The organism is Rhizobium arsenicireducens (genome assembly GCF_964021225.1).
Map to the genome: position 1 here is coordinate 3,770,213 of NZ_CAXHYK020000001.1, position 23,390 is coordinate 3,793,602.

The 23,390-nt window shown below is 62.2% G+C and carries 20 protein-coding genes and 1 pseudogene; 5 read left to right on the forward strand and 16 right to left on the reverse strand.

The features are described from left to right. Positions 1-1,998 carry a glycosyltransferase gene (locus ACWPVA_RS18550; protein WP_454289077.1) on the reverse strand — a complete coding sequence of 666 codons (1,998 nt, stop codon included), beginning with the start codon at positions 1,996-1,998 and terminating at the stop codon, positions 1-3. Then, entirely contained in the window at positions 1,974-3,212 is a 1,239-nt protein-coding gene (locus tag ACWPVA_RS18555) for an HlyD family secretion protein (protein ID WP_454289078.1), read from the reverse strand. Before ACWPVA_RS18555 ends, ACWPVA_RS18550 begins: the two co-directional genes overlap by 25 nt. A gap of 292 nt (positions 3,213-3,504) precedes the next feature. Here ACWPVA_RS18555 and recQ point away from each other — a divergent pair, with 292 nt between their 5' ends. Next, positions 3,505-5,364, forward strand: a complete 1,860-nt coding sequence (recQ, locus tag ACWPVA_RS18560; RefSeq protein WP_454289079.1) for a DNA helicase RecQ — start codon at positions 3,505-3,507, stop codon at positions 5,362-5,364. Positions 5,365-5,429: 65 nt separating this feature from the next. On the opposite strand, the gene ACWPVA_RS18565 is transcribed toward recQ, so the two are convergent. The 6 genes from ACWPVA_RS18565 to ACWPVA_RS18590 all read right to left on the reverse strand — a co-directional run bounded on the left by ACWPVA_RS18565 (position 5,430) and on the right by ACWPVA_RS18590 (position 12,526). Further along, on the reverse strand, positions 5,430-6,662 hold the full coding sequence (locus tag ACWPVA_RS18565; RefSeq protein ID WP_454289080.1) for a pyridoxal phosphate-dependent aminotransferase: 1,233 nt from the start codon (positions 6,660-6,662) through the stop codon (positions 5,430-5,432). 61 nt (positions 6,663-6,723) lie between these two features. After that, a complete protein-coding gene (locus tag ACWPVA_RS18570) occupies positions 6,724-8,145 on the reverse strand; it encodes an FAD-binding oxidoreductase (RefSeq protein ID WP_454289081.1) in 1,422 nt (473 codons plus the stop codon). A 9-nt stretch (positions 8,146-8,154) separates the two neighbouring features. Next, entirely contained in the window at positions 8,155-9,555 is a 1,401-nt protein-coding gene (gene hglS / locus ACWPVA_RS18575) for a 2-oxoadipate dioxygenase/decarboxylase HglS (protein WP_454289082.1), read from the reverse strand. 196 nt (positions 9,556-9,751) lie between these two features. After that, positions 9,752-10,897, reverse strand: coding sequence for a glutaredoxin family protein (locus ACWPVA_RS18580; protein WP_454289083.1), 1,146 nt, complete (start codon positions 10,895-10,897; stop codon positions 9,752-9,754). Between the two features lie 529 nt (positions 10,898-11,426). Then, complete coding sequence (locus ACWPVA_RS18585; protein WP_454289084.1) at positions 11,427-11,798, reverse strand: hypothetical protein; 372 nt, start codon at positions 11,796-11,798, stop codon at positions 11,427-11,429. Positions 11,799-12,130: 332 nt separating this feature from the next. Further along, complete coding sequence (locus tag ACWPVA_RS18590; RefSeq protein ID WP_454289085.1) at positions 12,131-12,526, reverse strand: (R)-mandelonitrile lyase; 396 nt, start codon at positions 12,524-12,526, stop codon at positions 12,131-12,133. 174 nt (positions 12,527-12,700) lie between these two features. Between ACWPVA_RS18590 and ACWPVA_RS18595 the strand changes: the two genes are divergently transcribed. Then, a complete protein-coding gene (locus tag ACWPVA_RS18595) occupies positions 12,701-13,009 on the forward strand; it encodes a hypothetical protein (RefSeq protein ID WP_454289086.1) in 309 nt (102 codons plus the stop codon). A 142-nt stretch (positions 13,010-13,151) separates the two neighbouring features. Here the strand turns inward: ACWPVA_RS18595 and ACWPVA_RS18600 are convergent, their stop codons facing one another. The 4 genes from ACWPVA_RS18600 to ACWPVA_RS18615 all read right to left on the reverse strand — a co-directional run bounded on the left by ACWPVA_RS18600 (position 13,152) and on the right by ACWPVA_RS18615 (position 15,254). Further along, positions 13,152-13,532, reverse strand: a complete 381-nt coding sequence (locus ACWPVA_RS18600; RefSeq protein WP_454289087.1) for a DUF6481 family protein — start codon at positions 13,530-13,532, stop codon at positions 13,152-13,154. A 121-nt stretch (positions 13,533-13,653) separates the two neighbouring features. Then, a complete protein-coding gene (locus ACWPVA_RS18605; RefSeq protein WP_454289088.1) occupies positions 13,654-13,875 on the reverse strand; it encodes a hypothetical protein in 222 nt (73 codons plus the stop codon). A gap of 139 nt (positions 13,876-14,014) precedes the next feature. After that, a complete protein-coding gene (locus ACWPVA_RS18610) occupies positions 14,015-14,239 on the reverse strand; it encodes a cold-shock protein (protein ID WP_115670450.1) in 225 nt (74 codons plus the stop codon). 262 nt (positions 14,240-14,501) lie between these two features. Continuing rightward, a complete protein-coding gene (locus ACWPVA_RS18615) occupies positions 14,502-15,254 on the reverse strand; it encodes a YoaK family protein (RefSeq protein WP_454289089.1) in 753 nt (250 codons plus the stop codon). 476 nt (positions 15,255-15,730) lie between these two features. On the opposite strand from ACWPVA_RS18615, the gene katE reads away from it, so the two are divergent. Beyond that, entirely contained in the window at positions 15,731-17,872 is a 2,142-nt protein-coding gene (katE, locus tag ACWPVA_RS18620) for a catalase (RefSeq protein ID WP_454289090.1), read from the forward strand. A gap of 94 nt (positions 17,873-17,966) precedes the next feature. Here katE and ACWPVA_RS18625 read toward each other — a convergent pair whose 3' ends face one another. After that, the gene (locus ACWPVA_RS18625; protein ID WP_454289091.1) at positions 17,967-18,983 is read right to left on the reverse strand and encodes a GlxA family transcriptional regulator; all 1,017 of its coding nucleotides are present in this window, start codon (positions 18,981-18,983) and stop codon (positions 17,967-17,969) included. A gap of 114 nt (positions 18,984-19,097) precedes the next feature. On the opposite strand from ACWPVA_RS18625, the gene ACWPVA_RS18630 reads away from it, so the two are divergent. Next, a complete protein-coding gene (locus ACWPVA_RS18630) occupies positions 19,098-20,093 on the forward strand; it encodes an alpha/beta fold hydrolase (protein ID WP_454289092.1) in 996 nt (331 codons plus the stop codon). An 80-nt stretch (positions 20,094-20,173) separates the two neighbouring features. Here ACWPVA_RS18630 and ACWPVA_RS18635 read toward each other — a convergent pair whose 3' ends face one another. From ACWPVA_RS18635 to gdhA, 3 genes and pseudogenes are all read right to left on the reverse strand, one after another. Next, positions 20,174-20,869 carry a VIT1/CCC1 transporter family protein gene (locus ACWPVA_RS18635; RefSeq protein ID WP_454289093.1) on the reverse strand — a complete coding sequence of 232 codons (696 nt, stop codon included), beginning with the start codon at positions 20,867-20,869 and terminating at the stop codon, positions 20,174-20,176. A 72-nt stretch (positions 20,870-20,941) separates the two neighbouring features. Then, on the reverse strand, positions 20,942-21,718 hold the full coding sequence (locus ACWPVA_RS18640; RefSeq protein WP_454289094.1) for a pseudouridine synthase: 777 nt from the start codon (positions 21,716-21,718) through the stop codon (positions 20,942-20,944). Positions 21,719-21,884: 166 nt separating this feature from the next. Next, positions 21,885-23,247, reverse strand: a pseudogene (gene gdhA, locus ACWPVA_RS18645) (NADP-specific glutamate dehydrogenase). On the opposite strand from gdhA, the gene ACWPVA_RS18650 reads away from it, so the two are divergent. Beyond that, positions 23,237-23,374 (forward strand): hypothetical protein, encoded by a 138-nt coding sequence (locus ACWPVA_RS18650; RefSeq protein WP_454289095.1) that lies wholly within the window; start codon positions 23,237-23,239, stop codon positions 23,372-23,374. The pseudogene gdhA and the gene ACWPVA_RS18650 sit on opposite strands and share 11 nt — an antisense overlap. Positions 23,375-23,390: the final 16 nt, after the last annotated feature.

Sequence of the window (23,390 nt, forward strand, 5' to 3'; positions counted from 1 at the left end):
TTAGCGAAGCCCGAGGCGTGCGACGGCCGCGCCCAACACCGCGGATAGGCGGGTCGACGTGACGCTCGGCACAGAACCTTGCGTATACAATCGCCGGAGCAATGCCTCGTACTGATGTGCAGCCAGTTCCAGCGACAGGACTCCTCCGTCGTTGGTGGCCTCGAGTACAAAAGCCTTCATGTCGCCCAGGTCGCGTATCCTCAGCTCGATTGCCTCCCCCAGCTTGAGGCGGCCGCCACGGATCCGGGCGGTCCCCTCGGTCAGATCGGTGAGCCAGACACGCTTCAGCCGCCCGTCTGCGAGAATGACGCAGCGCTCGGGATGATCGGCCAGATGCTGCTCCACCCTCGGCAATTCGATACAGACCGTAAGGGTCACGCTCAGGATCAAAAGGTTGTAGACGGTCCAGAACAGAATGATCAACTTGCCGTCGCCGGCATCGCTGAAGGCGAAACGTTCGAAAACGATGCCGATGACAAGGCCGAGGATCGTCAGGACAAGCATGGCGAGAAAGGGCATCATCATGCGCCACTGGATCACGACTTTGGTCCGGTCTCCGCCCTTGGCGGTGACGCTGAAAGGATGCCCCTTCGGCCTGATGAGCCCGGTCACGGCGGCGCGGGTGATCGGTATTGCTCCCAGCAATTGGCTGACGTCGTTGACGATGGGAACGATCAGTCCGGAGGAGATGAAATTGAGGGCGAAGAGGACCCAGAAATAATAGGGCGTGAAGTAGAAAATGATATCGGGTACGCTCGCATCGACGACGATGATGTTGAAGAACCAGTAGAGCAGCGGAAAGGTCATGGTCGCGATGCGGAACGAAAAGCTTGTCAGCCAGAAAAGGACCGAATCGGCGACGCTCCACCGATCGCGCAGTCTCAGGCGGTTGCGGGCCAAGGGGCCCACATGGCTGCGCGCGATCTGCATCAATCCAAGGCACCAACGCGCGCGCTGGGTCACATATTCTTTCAAGCCTTCCGGCGCCAGACCCTCGGTCAGCGCCTCGTTCAGATAGACCGTCCGGTAATCCGCTTCCTGAAGCACAAGGGTCAGCATGAAGTCTTCGGTGACGCTTTCTGTCGGGAAGCCGCCGACGGCCTGGATCGCCTGCCAGCGAACGATGGAAGATGTGCCGCAGCAAAACGCGATACCCCAGGCATCGCGGCTCGGCTGCAAGTGATCGAAGAAGAAGCGCTGCTCGTCAGGATAGGACCGGCTGAGACCGAGATTGTGCTGGATGGGATCGGGATTGAAGAAGTGTTGCGGGGTCTGGACGAGACCAACGTCCGGATCGTGAAAGAGCGCCAGCGCACGGGAAACGAAATCGGCATGGGGGACGAAGTCGGCATCAAGTACGGCGACGAATTCCGGCGGCTGAGGATCGGATGCGAGAATTTCCAGCGCATGATTGATGTTGCCGGCCTTGGAGCCCTTGTTGTCCGGCCGTCGCAGATAACGGATCCGCTGGGCTTCGCAATAATCGCGCAGCCAGTCGCGCCGTCCGTCGTCCAGGACCAGAACGTCACAGTTAGGATGATGGCTTGCCCTGGCGCCGACGATTGTCCGCTCGAGCACGTCCCGTTCTTCGTTATAGGTCGCGATCAGGATCGCCACCTTCGGCGGATGCAGATCCCACCAGGCCAGATTTCGGTCCGCTTCTTCCGAGCGTGACCCGGTGCGGCTGAGAATGACAAAGGCGCTGAGCGAGGAGAGGCCGGCGGCGGCCTCCAAGAGGAAGAAGGACCAACTGAAGAGGCAGTCCCAGGTCAGTCCGAAGGGGGCGAGTGTCCCCGTTCCGCGCCACCATAGGTAGCGCAGGGTAAGCACGACCGCGACCGCAAACAGACCAGTGCGGTGCCAGCTGTTTCGAGGATCCAGCACTTCACTGAAGAGAATGGCCGCTCCGACGAAAAGTAGCGCCAGCATTGCCGCTGACTCCAACTCGCTGGCGTAGAAGAGGCTTTCCATGGTCAGGACCAGAGGCGCCGGAGCCAATCCAGCGGACGTTCCTCAAAGAACACACGACCGGTGCGACCGATAAGGCAGCGCAAACCGCTGTCCTCGCGAAGCGCCGGCACGTCAAGCGTTACGTCGAAGCGCGCGAGGTGACGTTCGCTCGGAGCGATCGCAAGGTTTTCGTAGATGGAAGCCGCGCCGGCGCCTGCGACACGGGTGACGGTGCCCTGCAGGATGCGACTGCTGCCGTTCATCCGAAATGCGGCGCTGCTGCCGAGGGTGATTCCGTTGTAGACCCGTTCCGTCACGGACAGCGTGACGATTGCGGAATTGCAGTCGACCAACCGCAGCAAACTCTGTCCCGGCAGGACCACCTCGCCGGTAACCGCCAGATAATCCCAGACAAGGCCGGTAACATTGGCTTCAAGTGTGGTGGAGGTCAGGCGATTGACACGAAGTCGCTCCACGCGAATGCGGCTTTCGAGGGCTTCGAGGTTCGCAAGCTGAGCCTTGCCGTTCGCCTCGATCTCGGCCTTGCGCACTTCGAGTTCTGATATCCGCTGCTGGGAATACGGCGTGTCATTGTAGCCATCCCCGAGAAGAATGCCGTGCTCGGCAGCCGCCAGATTGATCCGGGCGATACGGCTGCTCTCCTGCGCATATCTGACGTCCAGCGCCGCCACCTCTGCCAACGATTGCGACTGTTCGAGCGATTCGCCCGTCCGGACCCCCTGGACGCTCAAGCGCTTGAAACGCTCGAGGCTGAGCTGCGCATAGCGCAAGCGGGCTTCGGCGGCGGCCTTGGCTGCTTCAGCGCCATCCGCCAAGGCTCGCAACTGCTCGATCCTCTCCTTCTTATGAGAAGCGGCACGCTGGCGGAGCTGTTCGATCGTAGTTTGGAGACCTGTTCCTGTCCCGGCCATCCGGTCAACCTCCGCTTGGGCCGCCGCTCTTTGCTGAACGAGGTCGGAAAGCCGGACGTCGTCCACCAATGGATCCGAGATTGTACCCAAGGTGTCGCCCTGGCTGATCCGCGCGCCCACCGGGCGGGCCACGAGCTCGAAGGTGCCCGCGATCGGTGCGTGGGTCGTGGTTATTCTCGCATTGACGAAGGCATCTGCGCTGACACCTGCTGTTTGTTCCTTGAAGATGACGAACACCGCAAGAAATACAAAGACCAAGCCTGCGACGATCTTGATCGCTCTCATTCCCAAAACCCTTCCAGAGCCAACGCGGAAGCGGCGAGAAGGCATATATGGCCATTCAACTGGCAGCGCCCGTTGTAGCCTATTGGCGCTCTGCCCATCATGGACTCCATTATATTCTCCTAATAGATCATAATACGATACATGCAACCATGCAGATCTCTTTTGACTAAGGGTTAATATGCGTCAGCCAGGCGGTTCATGCGGACCCCTCTCGCCAAAACACCAGGGTTTTCGACGGGCCCCGTCTGAGAACCAGCGGGCCATTCCGATCCTTGCGGACACTCGCGACAGCCAAGAAGCTGTGACATAGTGAGAAATCCCTCATGAAAGCGATTCCATGCCGCAGACCCAGAACCGTTTCGATCCCCTCTTCGACAGGCAAGGCGCGGAGAATCCGCTTGACGTTCTGAAGCAGGTCTATGGTTATTCCACCTTCCGCGGCAAACAGGCCGAAGTGGTGGAGCGGGTCGTCTTGGGAGGCGATGCGGTTGTGCTCTTTCCGACCGGTGCCGGCAAGTCGCTGTGTTTCCAGATCCCGGCGCTCTGCCGCGAGGGTTTGGGCATCGTCGTTTCGCCGCTGATCGCGCTGATGCGAGACCAGGTCGAGGCGCTGAAGCAACTTGGCGTGCGAGCGGCGGCGCTCAATTCCTCGCTGTCGCGCGAGGATTATGTCGAGGTGCGGCGGGCGATCGACCAAGGTGGGCTCGATCTTCTTTATGTTACGCCGGAGCGCATCGTCACGCCCGGCTTCAGGGAGATGGTCGCCCATGCGAAGATCGCTCTCTTTGCCATCGACGAGGCGCATTGCGTCTCGCAGTGGGGGCACGATTTCCGCCCGGAATACCGCCAACTCGGGCGGCTCGCCGAGGATTATCCGGGTGTGCCGCGGATCGCGCTGACGGCAACCGCCGATCCGCATACGCGCGAAGACATCATCGACAAGCTGGCCTTGCGCTCGGCCGAGGTCTTCACCACCTCGTTCGACCGGCCGAACATCGCCTATGAGATCGTCGAGCGCGACCAGCCGCGCCAGCAACTCCTGCGGTTTCTGTCGCGCCACAAGGGTTCGAGCGGCATCGTCTACTGCCTGTCGCGCGCCAAGGTCGAGGACACGGCCAAATGGCTGAACACACAAGGGGTACGGGCGCTTGCCTATCATGCCGGCATGGATCGCAGTGTCCGAGACGCCAACCAGGATGCCTTCCTGAAGGAGGAGGACCTGTGCCTGGTCGCGACCGTTGCCTTCGGTATGGGCATCGACAAGCCGAACGTGCGTTATGTCGCCCATCTCGACCTGCCGGGCTCGGTCGAGGCCTATTACCAGGAGACGGGCCGGGCCGGCCGAGACGGGCTGCCGTCCGAGGTGTGGATGGCCTATGGCATGGCCGACGTCATCCAGCGCGGCCGGATGATCGATGAAGGCGCCTCCGAGGATGCGATCAAGCGGGTCGAGCGTGGCAAGCTCAATGCATTGCTGGCGATCTGCGAGACACCCGGCTGCCGCAGACAGGCGATCCTGGCGCATTTCGGCGAGGCGCATGCGGGTGGATGCGGCAACTGCGATACCTGCCTGAAGCCGGTCGAAACCTGGGACGGGACGGAGGCGGCGATCAAGGCGCTGGCAGCGATATACCGGACCGGCGAACGCTTCGGCACCGGCCATTTGATCGATGTCCTGACCGGCACGGAGAATGAAAAGACGATCCGCTTCGGCCATGTCGACATGCCGGTGTTCGGCGCGGGCAAGGATCTTCCGTCAAAGTCCTGGCAATCGGTCTATCGCCAGTTGCTGGCGGCGGGCCTGGTCAGCGTCGACCATACGGCCTTCGGTGCGCTGAAACTCGAGCCGGAGGCGCGCGCCGTGTTCAAGCGCGAGCGCGAGGTGCGTTTCCGCAAGGATAGGCCGACAAAGGGCAAGGCCTCAAAGGGGGCCTCGCCGGCATCGACGGAGGCGCGCTCCTCGCTCCACAGCGACGATGTGGCGCTATTCGAGGCATTGCGCGCCCGTCGCATGACGCTCGCCAAGGAGCTTTCAGTGCCGCCCTATGTGGTGTTCCCCGATACCACGCTTGTCGCTTTTGCGCGCGAGCGGCCGATGGACCGCGAGGCGCTGCTGGATATTTCCGGTGTCGGGCAGTCCAAGCTGGAGCGCTACGGGGAAGCGTTCCTCGAGGTCATCCGCGCGCATAGCGATTGACGTCGTCACTGCCTCCGAAAAAATGGTTCCGACCACCCTCAAGGACGGCCGGAACCTGTGCGCCGTCAGGACAGCTTTTCGCAGGCTGCTGCGATGCGGGTGAGCGCCTCTTTCAGTTCCGATTCGGCGCTCGCATAGGAAATGCGGAAGAAGGGGGAGAGGCCGAAGGCCGAGCCCGGCACGACCGCGACATTGGCGTCTTCGAGCAGATAGGCGCAGAAGTCCGTATCGGTTTCGAGGCGCTTGCCGGACGGCGTGGTCTTGCCGAGCACGCCGGCGCAGCCGGAGAAGGTGTAGAAGGCGCCTTCCGGCACGCGGCAATCGAGGCCGTCGATGGCATTGAGGCCGGCGACCACCAGATCGCGGCGGCGCTGGAAGCTCGCCTTGCGCTCATTGAGAAAATCCTGCGGGCCATTCAGCGCGGCGACCGAGGCCGCCTGGCTGATCGAAGAGGGGCAGGAGGTCGCCTGGCTCTGCACCACGGCCATGGCCTTGATGAGCTCGCGCGGGCCGCCGGCATAGCCGATGCGCCAGCCGGTCATGGCATAGGCCTTGGAGACGCCGTTGACGGTGAGGATGCGGTTCTTCAGGCGCGGTTCCAGGGCTGCCGGCGTGACGAACTCGAAGCCGTCATAGACGATGTGCTCGTACATGTCGTCGACCAGCAGCCAGACCTGCGGGTGCTTCAGCAGCACGTCGAGCAGCGGGCGATAGTCCTCGGCACGGTAGCCGGCGCCCGACGGGTTGGACGGCGAGTTGAGGATGACCCAGCGGGTCTTCGGCGTGATCGCGGCTTCGAGCTGCGCCGCCTGCAGGCGGAAGCCCGCCTCGGCATTGCAGGCGATCAGCACCGGGGTCGCCTCGGCGATTTGGACGATGTCGGAATAGGAGGTCCAGTAGGGCGTCGGGATGATCACCTCGTCGCCCGGATTGAGCGTCGCCATCATCGCGTTGAACAGGATCTGCTTGGCGCCGGTCGCGACCGTGATCTCGTCGAGCGCGTAGTCGACGGCATTCTCGCGGCTGAACTTGTCGCGGATCGCGGCTTTCAGTTCCGGCGTGCCGTCGAGCGCCGTATATTTGGTCTGGCCCGCCTGCATGGCCTTCCACGCGGCTTCCTTGATGTGATCGGGCGTGTCGAAGTCCGGTTCGCCCGCACCCAGAATGATGACCGGCCGGCCTTCGCGCTTCAGGGCTTGTGCCTTGGCGCCGATCTTCAGGATTTCGGAGACGCCGATCGACGAGATGCGCGTCGCCGGCTGGAAAACCACGTCCTCAGGCTTGTTGTTGATGTTCATGACCATCCTCTCTCTTCCCTGTTGCTCCCGGTTGCGGGAGCGGTGCTCGTCATATGCCTGCTTAGCCGAACCGGACCGTACCGAGCCGCCCCGGCGAGGTGATCGCCTTCAGGCCGGCCGCCAGGTCCTTGATCTTCTCGCGGGTGTAGAGGTCGTAGTAGGTCTGGTTCTTGCGGCCGATCGCGTGTTCGGCGCTGAAGCTGCCGTCAAAATCGCGCACGGCGATGGCGAATACCCAGTCGCGCAGGCGCTGTTCGAAGGCCTTGTCGGTCGCGGCGGTGCTGTCCTTCGGGACCACCAGATTGAAATGCACGCCGCCGTCGCCGATATGGCCGAAATCGCAGATCTTAACCTCGGGGAAGGCCGCCGGCATCTCGGTTTTCATCCGGTCGCAGAAGGCCATGATATCGCCGCGGCGGAAGGACAGGTCGAAGGCGATCAGTTTGCCGGCGTGCTTGACGCCTTCCGAGAGCGCGTGGCGCAGGGCCCACATCTCGTGGGCCGGACCGACGAAGGCGTCCGCCAGTGGTGCCGCCTCGCTTTCCCAGATCTCGGAAAGCACGGTCTCCAGCACTGCGTCGAGCCCCTGCTCGCCCTCGCGCGGCTCCCAGGTGCGGGAGATTTCGCAGAGGATCACATAGTCGGGGATCACGCCGCCCTGGAACGGGTTGCGCAGCGATGGCACATGGTCGAGCGCTGCGGCGACCGCGTTCCTCGACATGCCCTCGAAGGCCGAGAGATAGGCGCCGAGCTTCTGCTCCATGGCGCGCAGCAGCGGCATGACATGGGCGCCGCTGGCCGGAACCAGATAGGCGGTCGCCACCTGCTTCGGCAGGGCTTCGAGGTTCAGCACGCATTCGGTGATGATGCCGAAGGCACCGGAGGTGCCGATAAAGACCTGCTTCCAGTCGACGCCGGTATTGTTCTTGCGCAGGTTCGAGGCAAGGTCGAGGATCGTGCCCTCTTCGTCGGCCAGCACCACCTTGATGCCGAGCGTGTTGCGGCGGACGTCGCCGTATTTGAGGAAGCGCGAGCCTCCGGTATTGGTCGACAGCATACCGCCGAGGCGCGGGTCGGCGCCAAGGTCGATCGGGAAGAACAGGCCGTGGCTTTCAAGCCGCTGGTTGACCTCCGACAGCCGGAAACCGGCATCGACATGCAGGGAGCGGTTGTCGAGGTCGAGGTTGAAACGACGGGTCATGCGGTCGAGGCTGAGCACGACCTGTCCGCCCGACGCATCCGGTGTCGAGCCGGAGACGAGGCCGGTATTGCCCGATTGCGGGATGAGCGAAAAACCGTGGCGCACGCAATAGGCGACGGCCGCCGAGACTTCTTCCGTTGTTGCCGGCCGGAGCACGAGACCCGCCAGACCTTCGTCATAGCGGGCGCCCGTCTGATAGGCGACCATGGCGCCGGGCTCCTCAACGATGCCCTTGTCGCCGAGGATGTCCTTGAGTGCCCGAATGTGCGTCTGGTCGATCATCGTCGCGTCTTACTCAGCTGCCTCGATGGCCGTCAGCATCTGGCGGCAATCGGCGATCGATGCCTGCTCGATGCCGGCATAGTGATCGAATTCGTTCAGCACCTTGGCGCCGAGGTCAAGTTCGAAACGCTGCTGGTTCGGGCTGGCGACGAAATCCTGGGTCGCGTCGTCGCCGAGGTTGGACTGGAAGATACCGGCGGCGCTGACCGGTAGGAAGTCTTCGTAGACGATCGGGTCGAACTGGACGAGGCCTTCGGCGATCAGGGTCTCGAGGCTGGTCTCTGGGTCGGCCTTCGCCTTGCGGCCCTTTTCCGTCAGCGAATAGGCAAAGTAACCGAGGCCTTCGGCGCGAATCGCTTCCCAGCTGTCGGGGAAAGGGGCGAAGGCTTCGGCCAGCGCCTTGCCGTACTCTGCCGCGTTCGAGCCGTCGGCCGCCGGGCGCACGATCTGGCGCGAGGCGGTGAGCAGTTCGTCGTAGAGCGCCCGGCCCTTGGGGGTGAGGGCAACGCCGCGCTGTTCGATCTCGCCGAATCGGGCGGTGTGCGAGCCTTCCTTCCAGCTTCCGTCCTTGTCCTCGAAAAGGACGGGTTCGTTGAGCGCCTTGAACGAGGTCTGGCGCAGCAGGATCGCGCACTTGCGGGTCGGCGGGCCTTCGACGACGGCCTTCGGCGCGATGCCGTAGTCGGGCATGCGGGCCTGGACGAGATCGATGTCGAGCGTGCGCGGCGTCAGGTGGTTGATGTGCGGGCCCTTGAAGGAGACCACGTCGGCGATCAGGCGGTGAGCCGCATGCAGGCGCGCATACATGTCGGGGCTGACCAGCGCCTTGTCGTGCCAGCGGAAGGTCTCGAGCGCTTCAGTGACGAAGCGCGAGGCGTCGGCGCGGTCGAGGCCGCCCTGTTGCTCGGCCTTTTCGGTGAGCGCAATGGCGCCGGGAGTGAAGATCTGGCGCTTTGCAAGCGTTGCTTCGGCCTCGGCGCGCAGCGTCTCGTCGGCGATCAGGTCGAGGCGCAGCAGCGAGGTGAAGATGCGGAACGGGTTCTTCTTCAGGCTGGCATCGCCGACCGGGCGAAAGGCGGTGGAATGAACCGGAACGCCGGCGGTCGACAGGTCGTAGTAACCCACGGGATACATGCCCATGACGGCGAACAGCCGGCGCATCATGGCAAGCTCCGCAGGCGTGCCGAGGCGGATCGCGCCATGACGCTCTTCCGTGATGCGGTCGAGGGAATCGGTATCTTCCAGGCGCTCGCGCAGCCTGGGATCGGCGTCCAGCGTCTCCTGGTTCACCTTCGCCACCAGGTCCATCAACGTGCCATAGGCCGGAACTTCGGTGCGGTACATGGCGGACATGGCGGCGGAAAACATCGAGCGGATTTCATCGCTCGACACGAAATTGGTTCTGGTCATCAAGGGCATCCCAAACAACGGTAAATGGATCGTTTGGGAGGCAGCTTATAGTATGCTGCAGCGCAGAAGGATGCTGACGTTTATCAATGAGTTCATGCATTGCGCGAATGACCTTGGGTGCGGAGCCTTGCGCGATGCCGTGTGCCGGATTGCCGTCAATCGATGCTGGCGGCAGACGGCAAGAGGGTCGGATCTTCTACCGCAGCAGCATCCAGATGCCGAGGCCAAGCAGCATCACGCCCCCAATGGCGCGGCTGAAGGCTGCATAGCGGGTGTCGACCACCTTTTGCACGGCGAAGGCGGCCAGGCCGAAGATGATCAGATCGTCCAGCATGAAAAAGACAACGTAGAGCCCAATGTAGCCGTAATATTGGGCGGTTGGGAGATCGAGCAGGCTGAGGATGTGGGTATAGATGGCCGGCAGGGCGGCTGAGCAGACGAATTCGATGGCATTGACCGTAAGGGCCAGTCCGACAATCATGACAAGGCTTGCGAGTCCGACCGGTGCAGCCACAACCGCGCGGGCGCGCTCAAGCATACGCTGGTGCTGATCGGCATCGCCGACCTCGCACACGATAATGCCCCGGGTGAGCGCGAGCTGGTAGAGGTGGTCGAGACCGAAGCCGATCGCGACAAGGGCAATGAGCTGGGTCAGAACCCGCGTATAGCCGATGAACAGAAAAGTGTTCAGCCAGGCCGTCATGAAGAGGAAGTAGAGCAAGCCGGACGCGAGGACGAACGTGCCGACCAGCCACCAGATCTTGCGGCGATCCTGCATTCCGGCGATCAGCGAGATCAGGTAGAGCAGAACCCACATGGCGCAGGGATTGAAGCCGTCCGACAGGCCCATGATGGCGGTGAGCGCCAGCAGCGAGTAACTGGAAGGATCGATGTCACCGATCAGCGGGATCCTGACGCGGGATGGATCTGCCTCCAATCCTTCGCCTGAAGGATTTCCCTCGCGGCAGGAGAGCAGTGCACGTCCAGTCGTTGCCGCACTCTCAAAGCCCATCACGTAGCTTGAACCGCAGACGAAGAACGGCACGCCGAGTCGATCCTGCGGAATACCGTGTTTCCTGGCGAACTCGAGCAGGAGCCTTTCCCCTTGCGCCGTCGAGACATCATGCACTCGGTATCGGACCGTTGGCTGAGACTTGAGGAATGCGATGGCCTGATGGCAGTGCGGGCATTCAGGATGGAGGAAGACCTGGAGCGGCGCCCCTTCCGAGCCACCCTGTGCTGTGGGTGGTTCGGGCACCGGGACAAACTGCAAGAGCAGGAAGACAACCGCGAGTACGGCGGCCAAAGCGACACGAAACCGGAAGGGATTGAGGAATGTCACCTGTCCATCCTTGCATGCGACTGTCTTCCGAGCCCGATGCCGTTGACTCATTCGAGTGCGTCGTTCTGAACGCGCCGGAAGTCTACTTCCGCCATCCTAACGGTATGGTCCGCGAAGGAAAACGTGATTTCGAGCGCAGAGCCTCGAACCTCGCGCCCTCGCACCCCACATGCAGGGCGTAAGCGCCAAAGCCGCATTCGGGCTGCCGCCAAAAAGGGAAGTAGCGAGCCAGACGGCGGAAATACTCTGTTCGACCGACCGCATTCGCTCGCAGGAGCGACCAGAACCAGACTGCAGTGGTGGCGGCTTTCTGCCGCGCAGATGCCGTCCTGTCTGCAAGGGGTCGTCTCCGCACCTTCACGCACCCGCTTTTCAGGCGTCGACATTGCCTGCTGAGCGACCGGTTGCTCGGATGCCGTCTGCTTCTTTCATCGCAAGGGCGCGGACCTGTCTGGTCTTGTGTCGGCTCGGACGGGCTTACGATCCGGGCGACCGCCGTGGAACCGCGCACCATCGACTTCGCCTTTGTTCAGGAGGCGGAAGGGGAGGAATTGGCGATCAGCCAGCTCTCCAGAGCGGCGACGAGCGAAAGGCGCAGGCTTGCGTTTTCCTCGAGGGCGCGGGCGAGCGAGGGGTCGTTGCGATCGAAGCCGATCTCGACCATCACGTCCGCAGGTGCGAGACCACGCACGGCCATGATGGCCCGGATGCGGCTTATGGCCGATGGCAACAAATAGCGTCCGCTTGCGATCGGCGGCACTGCCAGCGACCGGACCGAGGCGTCGCCGGACGCATCCGCCTGCCGCAGCCAGGTGAGAAACTGGACGCGTTCCTCGGCCGTCGCCTTTGTCCACGAGTTTTGAAGCTTTTCCAGGCGCGTACGCTTCTGCGTGATGGGCATGTGGGATTTCCCGCTCTGCATGTTCGCCGTCGTCTATCCTATCACCGTGACCGGCGCTACCGGCTGGACCTCCGGGGGGCTCCACGCTCAATCCATTTTCAGGCCCGCGCGGCCGCGTCTTGCCCTGCCGGCCCTTCGCGGACGGCTGGTTCTATAGGTGATTGCGGTGAAGGTGGAACGGTCACGTTGTTTCGTGGCAGCGGGTGAGACGTCAATCAGCCCGCCCGGCCCTGTCCTATAGATGACAGCAGCCGCGTTCCATCAGGGCTTTTGGCAGAGATCGGAGCGAATTGGAACAGCCGTGATTGCCGAGGGGGGCAAATGACCGACTGTCAGCCGAGAAACTCTGCGTCACTCACCAGTTCCAACCAGTCGACCGCCTTGCCCTCGAGGGCCTCCTGGATGGCAATATGGGTCATGGCCGTGGTCGCGGAGGCGCCGTGCCAGTGTTTCTCGCCGGGGGGAAACCAGATCACGTCGCCCGCGCGGATCTCTTGCTTCGGCTCGCCCCATGTCTGGGCCCAGCCGCATCCCGAGGTCACGATAAGGGTCTGACCCAGCGGATGGGTATGCCATGCGGTGCGCGCACCGGGTTCGAAGGTCACCGTGATCGCACGGACCTGCGCCGGGGCCGGCGTCTCGATGATCGCATCCTGGCGCACGGTGCCGGTGAAATACTCGGCGGGCGCAATGGTGGAGGGGCGGGAGCCGCAACGCGTGATTTCCATGCCGACTGTTCCCTTGTATCGTGAACGCATATCCTATCGACAATGACGCCATGGCGCCACCGGCATTCGACCTGCTTGGCGAAGGCCGGAGCAACCGGTTTGTTTTTCCCGCCAACTGTGGCTCAATGGCGCGTCCGAAGACATGACGCCTTCGGCTTTTCGGAGGATTTCGACATGGATGCGATCCTGCCTATCATCGTTCAGGTCATAGCGGGTATTATCGGTGGCCAGGCCATCGGCGCGGCGTTCAAGCAGGCAGCGATGAGCCAACTGCCGAAGATCATCAGCGGTGCGCTCGGGGGTGTGGCGGGCGGCACGCTGCTCGGCAGCCTGCTGGGTGGTGCGACGGGAGCAGATCCGTCTGCCGGCGGGGCTGTTGGCGGCATGCTCGGCGGACTGCTCGGCGATGCCGTCGGCGGGGCGGCCGGTGGTGCCGTGCTCACCGGTATCGTCGGCGCGGTGATGAAGGCAATGGCCAAGTAGTCGCGTACCGCGGTGGCGACAAGCTGTACCACTCTCAATGGCTGATGTCACAGGAAGGGCAGGGGTTATGTTTCCCTGCCCGCATTGCCCGTCAGCGCATCAGGCGGCTTTCCGTAGGTCGTAAGGGACCGCCGGAAGCATGTCAGCTTTTTCGCGCTTTTCTGCTCGCATAGCGCTCATCGCGCTTGGCCTTGCGGGCTGCTTCGTCTTCGATAACTCGGCTGATCCGGGAGGTTTCTGCTTCGAGGCGCGCCTCGGCTTCGGCGCGATCAGCCGCTTCGGCTGCTTCCGCTTCTGCCTTCGCGGCAGCAAGCGAGCGATCCCGCTCTTCGGTTTTGGCGCGTTCTCGTTCCGCACGGCGCTCTTCGCGGGCGGTTGCCACTGCTACGCGCTCCGCTTGCCTGGCTTCGAGGTGCGGCTCGGCCGCCTCCTTTGCCATGCGATAATTGTCGAGAAGGATTTTCTTTGCGTCGGCTGTTGCTTTGCGCCGGTCGGACAGGCCGTTGTCTCTCGTGTTCTTCAAAGTTCCGCTTTCGAATGGAGATTATTTTCTGGTCGTATCGAGTGCACGCTCGGCGGCACCTTGCGGCGCAATGCGTTTTCCACGTGCGGTCTTTCAGTGGAGCGGGAGGCCGCTCCGGCAGTCAGTCCTTGGCCGGGTAGGCCGCTGTCGCGCCGGAAGGCGTGGTCGTGCCGCCGGCTTCCTTGGCCATCCGCAACGCGCGGAGACGCATTGTCTTCTCATCGCGTTCCTGAACGACGGCGTCGTTTTCGGAAATGATCCGGTTTCTCGCCAGAAACTGTGACTGCGTCTTGCCAAAGGCCGCTTCAGCTTGAATGCGAGCCTTGCTCTGAGTCTCTGTCATCGCTTTGATCCTCGATGGTATGATGTCAGCGTCCGTCTCCGGTCAAAAAAAAGCCAGGCAAAATGCCTGACCCTTTATTGGTCCCCGCGTTCTCATTGGTGCCAGTACATCCGTGGTCACCCGAGAGCACAAAAATCGGTCAGGCAGCCTGCAGCTGGCCGGCGGACATCTTGCCCGACTTGTTGTCGCGTTCCATCTCGTAGCCGATCTTCTGGCCTTCGACGATTTCGCGCATGCCAGCCCGCTCGACGGCGGAGATGTGGACGAATACGTCCGGACCGCCGTTATCAGGCTGAATAAAGCCGAAGCCCTTGGTGGAATTGAACCATTTAACTGTGCCAGTGGTCATAACGAACCCTTTCATAGCAATATTGAGTACGCACCGTGCGATCGCACGTTGCATGGGCAGCTCGATTTTCTTTGAAGGGAAGTTCGTAGAGGCACGGCGTCACGGTGCAAAAACAAAAGTCAAACAAGCAAATATCGACAGGAATTGAATAGGCGATCCTGCCTTCGATGTCAACTTTTAGTTTTTAGTTTCGCGCTTTTGCCGATTTTTGGTTGAATCCATAATCGGGCAGGCGTGCGACGTGCATTCGCCAGTTTCGCGGCTATCGTGCTGCGCCTCAGCTTTTGCGAGCGCGGCGCTGCTTGATGTCGGCGGCGAGCGGGAAGTAAGCGAAGAGGCCAAGAGGTAGGGCGAAAAGCCCCGCGACCGGCAAGCCGAAACGGCTGAACAGCAGCGCGCCGGCGATGCCGCCGGAGAAGAACAGGCCGATCAGCGACAGAAGCAGAGCAAGCTTGGAGCGGTCCGCGATAACGGGGGCAAGATCTGGTCGCGCCGGGTCGTTGCGGTAGAAGAGCTTGCCGATTTCGATGCCGGCATCGGTCACCAGGCCGGTCACATGGGTGGTGCGGATACGGGCGCCCGACAGCTTGGTGATGATGGCGTTCTGCAAGCCCATGATGAAGCACAAAAGGCTGATGGTCAGCAGTATGGTGGACGATGCGCCAGGCGTCAGGAAAAGGCCAGACACGCCAAACATCAGCATGAGCAGCGCTTCGACGGCGAGCGGCAGGGCGTATTCGGATTCGAGCGCGCGGCGCCGTACCCAGTTGATCAGGATTGCCGAGAGAGCAGCCCCGGCGATGAAGGATGCCAGCGACGACAGGCCGATGATGACCAGGAACTCGTTGCCGAGCACCATATTGTCGGCGATGGCCGAGACAATGCCGGACATGTGCGAAGTGTATTGCTGCACGGCCATGAAGCCGCCGGCATTTACCGCGCCGGCCACAAAGGTCAGATAGAAGGCCAGGTGGCGGTCGCTGTCGTCGTTTCGCTCTCGGGCGGCGAGCCCGCCTAGATAGTATCTCATGCTTTTCCCGCAGGCCTCCGGGGCTGGCCGGACAGAGAAAGCGATCCTCGTTCCGAAACGTAAAAACTAAGCAAACATTGGCGTAGAGATAGTCGGTGACCGTCCGGATTGCGAGACCCGGGCCATCAATCGAGTCGGCAAGTTGCACCAGGGTGTTAAACACCTTGTGCGGCGGCAGCAAGAAAGCGTTGACCCAGCCGGTCGCGCTGGCAAACCACCACAGGCCGATTACCGCAGCGAAGGCACAGGTCTTAAGGGCAATGGGCGCGGCATGCATGGCGGGGTCGCTCGGTGTGGAATATCGTCTCCCGGCGACCTAACGCAACTAGATGAGCACATAATCAACTAGCTTCTGAACTTTTTCGATCATGCAACGGAAGGGTCGAGTCGAAGTCATCAGCGGAACCAAAGCCGGTCTATGGGGTTTGGAGGTTTGGAGAATGCGAACCCTTTCCCTTCATCCGCGGAGAAGCGCTATGGCAAAGAAGACGACCAAGGCTAGCCCCTCGAATTCGGCGGTCATTCACGATCAGACACTCGTCCGTGGGACCGGCGGCGAGCTGCATCAGACGGCCGAAACCCACGATGCCCCGCTGATGACGACCGCGCAGGGCGGACCGGTCGCCGACGACCAGAACGCGCTCCGCGTCGGCGCCCGCGGGCCTCTCGCCATGGACGACTTCCACTTCCGCGAGAAGCTCTTTCATTTCGATCACGAGCGAATTCCCGAGCGCGTCGTGCACGCCCGCGGCTATGGCGCACACGGCTATTTCGAAACCTATGATTCACTCGCCGCCTACACCAAGACTGATCTGTTCCAGCGCAAGGGCGAAAAGACCCCGGCCTTCGTTCGCTTCTCCACCGTTGCCGGCAACAAGGGCTCCGCCGACCTGGCGCGCGACGTGCGCGGCTTCGCTGTCAAGATCTATACCAAGGAAGGCAACTGGGACCTGGTCGGCAACAATATGCCGGTGTTCTTCATCCAGGATGCCATCAAGTTTCCCGACCTGATCCATGCCGCCAAGCAGGAGCCGGACCGCGACTTTCCCCAGGCGCAGACGGCGCACGACAATTTCTGGGACTTCATCTCGCTGACGCCGGAGAGCATGCACATGGTCATGTGGGCCATGTCGGATCGCGCCATTCCGCGCTCCTTCCGCTTCATGGAGGGTTTCGGCGTCCATACGTTCCGTTTCGTCAACGCCAAGGACGAATCGACCTTCGTGAAATTCCACTGGAAGCCGAAGCTTGGCCTGCAGTCGGTTGCCTGGAACGAGGCGGTGAAGATCAACGGCGCCGATCCCGACTTCCATCGCCGCGATCTCTGGCAGGCGATCCAGTCCGGCAATTTCCCCGAATGGGAGCTGCAGGTACAGCTGTTCGACCAGACGTTCGCGGACAGTTTCGATTTCGACGTGCTCGATCCGACCAAGATCATTCCGGAGGAAATCCTGCCACCGCAGCCGATCGGCCGGCTGGTGCTCGATCGGATGCCGGATAACTTCTTCGCCGAGACCGAGCAGGTGGCGTTCATGACGCAGAATGTACCGCCCGGCATCGACTTTTCCAACGATCCGCTACTGCAGGGCCGGAACTTCTCCTACCTCGATACCCAGTTGAAGCGCCTCGGCGGACCGAACTTCACCCATATCCCGATCAATGCGCCGAAATGTCCCTTTGCCCATTTCCAGCAGGACGGCCACATGGCGATGCGCAATCCGGTCGGCCGCGTGAACTACCAGCCTAACTCCTGGGGCGAAGGACCGCGCGAAACGCCGGTCAAGGGCTTCCGACATTTTCCCGAAAAGGATGATGGCCCGCTGATGCGCCTGCGACCGGAGAGCTTCGCTGACCATTACAGCCAGGCGCGGCAGTTCTTCATCAGCCAGACCCCGCCCGAGCAACGCCATATAGCCAATGCGCTGACGTTTGAGCTAAGCAAGGTGGAGACGCCGGTGATCCGCGAGCGCATGGTTTCGCATCTGTTCAACATCGACGAAACGCTGGCGCACACGGTCGCAGCCAAGCTCGGCCTCAAGACGATGCCCAAGCCGGCTGCGGCGGCGGTGCAGACGCGTCAGGACCTCGAACCGTCGCCGGCACTCAGCATCGTGCTGAATGGCCCCAAGCGCTTCGAGGGGCGCAAGCTCGGCATCCTGGTCACCGACGGCGTCGACGCTACACTTCTGAAGGCGCTGACCTCGGCGATGACGAAGGAAAAGGCACTGGTCGAGATTATCGCGCCCAAGGTGGGTGGCGTGACCGCTTCCGACGGCAGCTGGATTACGGCGCAGCAGATGATCGATGGCGGCCCGTCGGTTCTCTATGACGCCGTGGCCGTCCTGCCGTCGCCGGAGGCCGTGGATGAACTGGCGAGCGAAGCGACGGCGCGTGACTTCGTCGCCGATGCTTTCCAGCACTGCAAGTTCATCGGCCATGGCGAGGCGGCGATGCCGCTGCTCGCGAAGGCCGGTATCGCCGACAGTCTCGATGAAGGCGTGATCGTGCTTGCGACGGCCAAGGACGTCGCCGCCTTTGTCAAGGAACTCGGCAAACTGCGTCTCTGGTCGCGCGAACCGAACGTCAAGCATGGCAAGGCCTCGATCCCGGTCAAATGATCGAGCCGCCGAACGGGTGCGGCGGGGAGGGTCGGGGAGACAGGTCCGCTTTAAGCGGGCCTCGCCTCCCCGGCCTGACGGCCGTTACTTGTGATCAGAATTCCGCCTCGTCCGCCGCCTGTGTGGCGGCGATCGAGAAGCGCATGCGATATTCCCCGGGCGAAACACCGACGATCTTGCGGAAGATCTTGCGAAAGGCGTTGGCGTCCTCGTAGCCGCTCGCCCAAGCGATCTGCTCGATGGCCAGATTCGACTGTTCCAGCAGATCTCGGGCCTTGGCGATGCGCAATCGTTGCGCATAGTCGGTCGGATTGATGCCTGTCGCCTTCTGAAAGCGACGCAGGAAAGTTCGCTCACCAAGCCCCGCCCGTGCCGCCAGGGCCGGCACGCCAAGGCCCTTGGCATCGGTGCCGTGAAGCCAGTGCTGGATGTTCAAGATGACCGTGTCACCGTGATCCAGGCGTGGAATGAACTTCGAATAGAAGCTCTGCGCGCGCGCGCCAGGGTCGATGAGCATGAAGCGCGCCGTTGCCAGCATGACGCTTGCCCCCATGAGCCGATCAATCAGTCTCAACCCCAGATCCGTCCAGGCCATCATGCCGCCGGCGGTGATGATATCACCCTCGTCCAGCAGCATCTTGTCGGTGTCGATGCGCACATCCGGATGACGCCTGGCGATGGTGTTTCCGTGCAGCCAATGGGTCGTCGCGGAACGGCCTGATAGGAGCCCGGTCTGGGCCAGCAGCGATGCCCCACCGCAGGCGGAACAGATGATGGCCCCGGCCTGGTGATGGCCGCGGATCCACTGCGGAAAACCACCCATGCGCTCGCCGAACGGCAGCTCCTCGCCGATCGCAGGCGGCAACACGACCGCGACAAGCGGCCTTTCCCTCTCGGATGGATGGGTGTCGAAAACCTTTGACACCGAGCCTGCATCATCGAGCTCGTAATGGCTGACCCTCAGCCGTCGCGGCGCCGATGTCGATTGCTGGTGGTCATACCGCTGCGCCACCGCAAACATGTCCGTCAGGCCGTGCACGGCCGCGCGCCAGGCTTCCGGATAGCTGGCGATGGCGATTTCCACCACGGTGTCGGTCAAGTGCTTTGTCACTTTTGAACCTAAACTTGTCAATTTCGCCATTCGTATGGCGATGTCCCCGCCTCTATCACATCAACCAGCGCTCCGGAACGCTGAAGCAGCCATCACACAGGAAAGAGAACCAGCATGAAAGACGCAAGCGCTAAGCCGAGCCTATTCCCGATCTCGCGCCGCGATCTTCTCAGCATCATCGGAACAGCCCCCGCCCTCGCCGCTCTCGGAATTTCGGCAGGACCGGCTGCGGCTCAGACCACCCAAATCAACCCAAATTCAACAGGAGTGAAAACTATGGCAAGCACGATCACCACCCGCGACGGCGTCGAAATCTACTACAAGGACTGGGGTCCGAAGTCTGGCCGCCCGGTCATCCTCAGCCACGGATGGCCGCTCAATTCGGACAGTTGGGAGGCACAGGCCTTCCATCTGGCGCAGAACGGTTTTCGCGTCATTACCCATGACCGCCGTGGTCACGGCCGTTCCAGCCAGCCTTGGGACGGCAACGACATGAACCACTATGCCGACGACCTGTCCGACCTGATCGAGGCGCTGGACCTCAGGGACATCTTCCTTGCCGGCTTCTCGACCGGCGGCGGCGAGATCGCCCGCTATATCGGTCGCCATGGGACCGGACGGATTGCCAAGGCAGGGCTCATCTCCGCCGTGCCGCCGCTAATGGTCAAGACCGACAATAATCCTGACGGCCTGCCGAAGGAAGTCTTCGACGGTATCCAGGACGCAAGCCTCGCCGACCGCTCGCAGCTCTACAAGGATATCGCCAGCGGCCCGTTCTTCGGCTTCAACCGGCCGGGCGTCAAAGCCTCGCAGGGCATGATCGACAGCTTCTGGCTGCAGGGCATGATGGCCGGCCACAAGAACGCCTATGACTCGATCGTCGCGTTCTCGCAGACCGACTTCACCGAGGACCTGAAGAAGTTCGATGTACCCACCCTGATCGTGCATGGCGACGACGACCAGATCGTTCCGATCGATGCGTCCGGCCGGGCCTCCAAGCGCCTCATCCCGCATGCCGAGCTCAAGGTCTATGCCGGTGCGCCGCATGGTCTTGCGGACACACACAAGGATCAGTTGAACGCCGATCTGCTGGCTTTCGCCGGGGCCTAAGGCGTCGCGTTAGACAAGAGCATGTCGGCGCCGTCTTCCACGGCGCCGGCTTATTGCATCCCAGCCCGTTCGGCCAAGGACTAGATCGCAGTACCGACCACCGCACCGATGCCGGCCGTCAGCGCCATGGCAAAGGCGCCCCAGAAGGTGACGCGCAGTGTGGCGCGCCAAACATTCGCGCCACCCGCCCTGGCGCCGACCGCGCCGAGCAGGGCGAGGAAGAGAAGAGAGGCGAGGGATACCGTCCAGACAAGAAGGTTCGCCGGCGATATGAACACCATCAGTAGCGGCAGGGCTGCACCGACGGCAAAGGTCGCGGCCGAGGTCAGAGCGGCCTGGATCGGCCGGGCCGTGGTCATCTCGGATATCCCGAGTTCGTCAAGGGCGTGGGCGGCAAGCGCGTCCTTGGCCATCAGCTGGTCCGCGACCTGGCGTGCGAGATCGGGCTGGATGCCGCGCGCCACATAGATCTGCGCCAGTTCCTCGCGTTCGAATTCCGGCTGTGTTTCAAGCTCCTTGCGCTCGCGGTCCAGGTCGGCCTGTTCAGTATCGGATTGCGAGCTGACGGAGACATATTCGCCGGCCGCCATCGACATCGCACCGGCAACGAGGCCGGCAATGCCGGCCACCAGGACTTCGGAACTTCCGGCCGAGGCCGACGCGACGCCGACCACCAGGCTTGCGGTCGAGACGATACCGTCATTGGCGCCGAGCACCGCGGCACGCAGCCAGCCAATTCGCGAGACTAGATGGTTTTCACTATGCAGCCGGCTCATGAGGGGGGTCTCCACTCCAGGAAATTTTCTAGATGAGCTTAGCAGGAAGGTGGCGCCAGGCGAAAGCCAATCTCATAAAGGTCCGGATCGGACGGTGCGGCGCCTTAGCGACGCGATCTCGGCTTCCGTGAGGAAACGCGTCTGTCCCTTTTCGAGGTTGGCGAGGACCAATTTGTCAAAGGCAACCCTTACGAGCCGCAGGCATTCGAAGCCGATCGCTTCCAGCATCCGCCGGATCTCGCGGTTCTTGCCTTCGCGCAGTTCGAATTCCAGCCAACAGGTCTTGTCCGCGGTCCGTAACATCTGGACGCGCGCGGCGCGCAGCATTTCACCGTCATCGATAATCCCGGCTGCCATGCGGGAGAGGTCGGCCTCGGTCGGACGGCCTCGGATCTGTACGTGATAGATTTTGGCGATGTCGCTCTGCGGATCGAGTAATCGCTGGGCGAGGACCGTGTCATTGGTGAAGAGCAGGAGGCCTTCGCTCGCCTTGTCCAGGCGTCCGACGGGGGAGACATGCGGAATGTCGAGCTGTTCGAGGCAGGAAAAGACCGTTTCTCTGCCTTCCGGATCGTCGCGGGTCGTGACGAGGCCGCGCGGCTTGTTCAGCATAAGGTAGACTCTGCGTTGGGCGCCGGTAGCCTTGCCGTCGACCTCGATGCGGTCCGTTCGAATGTCAACCCAGGCGGAAAGATCGGTAACAATTCGGCCGTCAACCTTCACATGGCCGCCGGCCACCAGTTTTTCGGCCTGGGTGCGGGAGCAATGGCCGAGCTTGGAGAGCGCCCTTGGCAGGGTCACGCGCGTGCCAGGTGCCGCTTTCGGGGATCTTGCCACCAAGGGGTCCATCCGGATGTATCGAAGCGACCGGACAGTCGCGGGTTTCAATGGTCAACGAGTGCCCGCCGGAGCGCCGTCGCGTCAAGAGAAAATCGCGCTTATGCGGTGCGGTCGGGGACGCGGTCGGCATCGCCGTTGAGACATTGCCGGCCGGAAAGGCGTTGGCGCTGCGGTTTCAGACGACCCCGAGGGCGCGCATCAATTCCGCCACACGGACGAAACCGGCAATATTGGCACCAAGCACGTAGTCGCCTGGTGCGCCGAATTCTTCAGCCGTGGTATAGCAGGTGTCGTGAATGTTGCGCATGATGGTGGCGAGCCGCGCTTCCGTCTGTTCGAAGGTCCAGCTGTCGCGCGAGGCATTCTGCTGCATTTCCAGCGCGGAGGTGGCGACGCCGCCGGCATTGGCCGCCTTGCCCGGCGCGAACATGACGCCGGCCTCCTGAAAGATGCGGGTCGCATCTGGAGTGGTCGGCATGTTGGCCCCTTCGCCGATGGCGATCACGCCGTTCTTGACCAGGATCTTGGCATCCTTGCCGGTCAGTTCGTTCTGTGTGGCCGAGGGCATGGCAACGTCGCAGGGCACGTCCCAGATCGAACCTTCGCCGGCCTTGACGAAGTAGACGCCCTTGCCCTCGCCCCTGATCCGCAGATATTCCGAAATCCGGGCCCGGCGGATTTCCTTGATTTCCTTGAGCAGCTTCAAGTCTATCCCGTTCTCGTCGACGATATAGCCCGAGCTGTCGGAGACGGCGACGACCTTGCCGCCGAAGGACTGGACCTTCTCGACGGAATAGATCGCAACATTGCCGGAACCTGAGATGACGACCGTCTTGCCGTCGAAGCTGTGACCCTTGGTCGCCAGCATCGACTGAACGAAATACGTGTTGCCGTAGCCGGTCGCCTCGGTGCGGGCGCGCGACCCGCCGTAGAAGAGCGCCTTGCCCGTGAGAACGCCCGCCTCGTAGCGATTGGTCAGTCGCTTGTACTGGCCGAACATGAAACCGATCTCCCGGCCGCCGACGCCGATATCGCCGGCTGGCACGTCCGTATACTCGCCGATGTGACGATGGAGGCTCCGTCATGAAGGACTGGCAGAAGCGCATGATTTCGCCATCCGAGCGCCCCTTCGGATCGAAGTCCGAACCGCCCTTGCCACCGCCGATCGGCAGCCCCGTCAGGGCGTTCTTGAAGGTCTGTTCGAAACCGAGAAACTTGATGATGCCGACATTGACCGAGGGGTGGAAACGAAGGCCGCCCTTGTAGGGGCCCAAGGCCGAGTTGAACTGGACGCGAAATCCGCGATTGATCTGGACCTTGTTCTTGTCGTCGACCCACGGTACGCGGAAGATGATCTGCCGCTCGGGCTCGCAGATGCGTTCGATCAGCGCGTCATCCAGATAGTCGGGGCGCTTGGCGATGACACGCCCCAAGCTCTCCAATACCTCCCGAACCGCCTGATGGAATTCCAATTCTCCCGCGTTGCGTCGGAGGACTTCATCAAGAATGGGCTGGAGTTTCTCGTCGATGCTGACCAATTTTTCATCTCCACTTCCGTTTGCGGCGGCCCTGTTTCAGGCAGTGCCGCTGCAATTAGCCCATTTCCTGGGCAAGATGAACAAGAATTCATCGGATGTGGTGAAAGTTGCCGGGATACTTTCGTAGAAACGCATAAGCGACC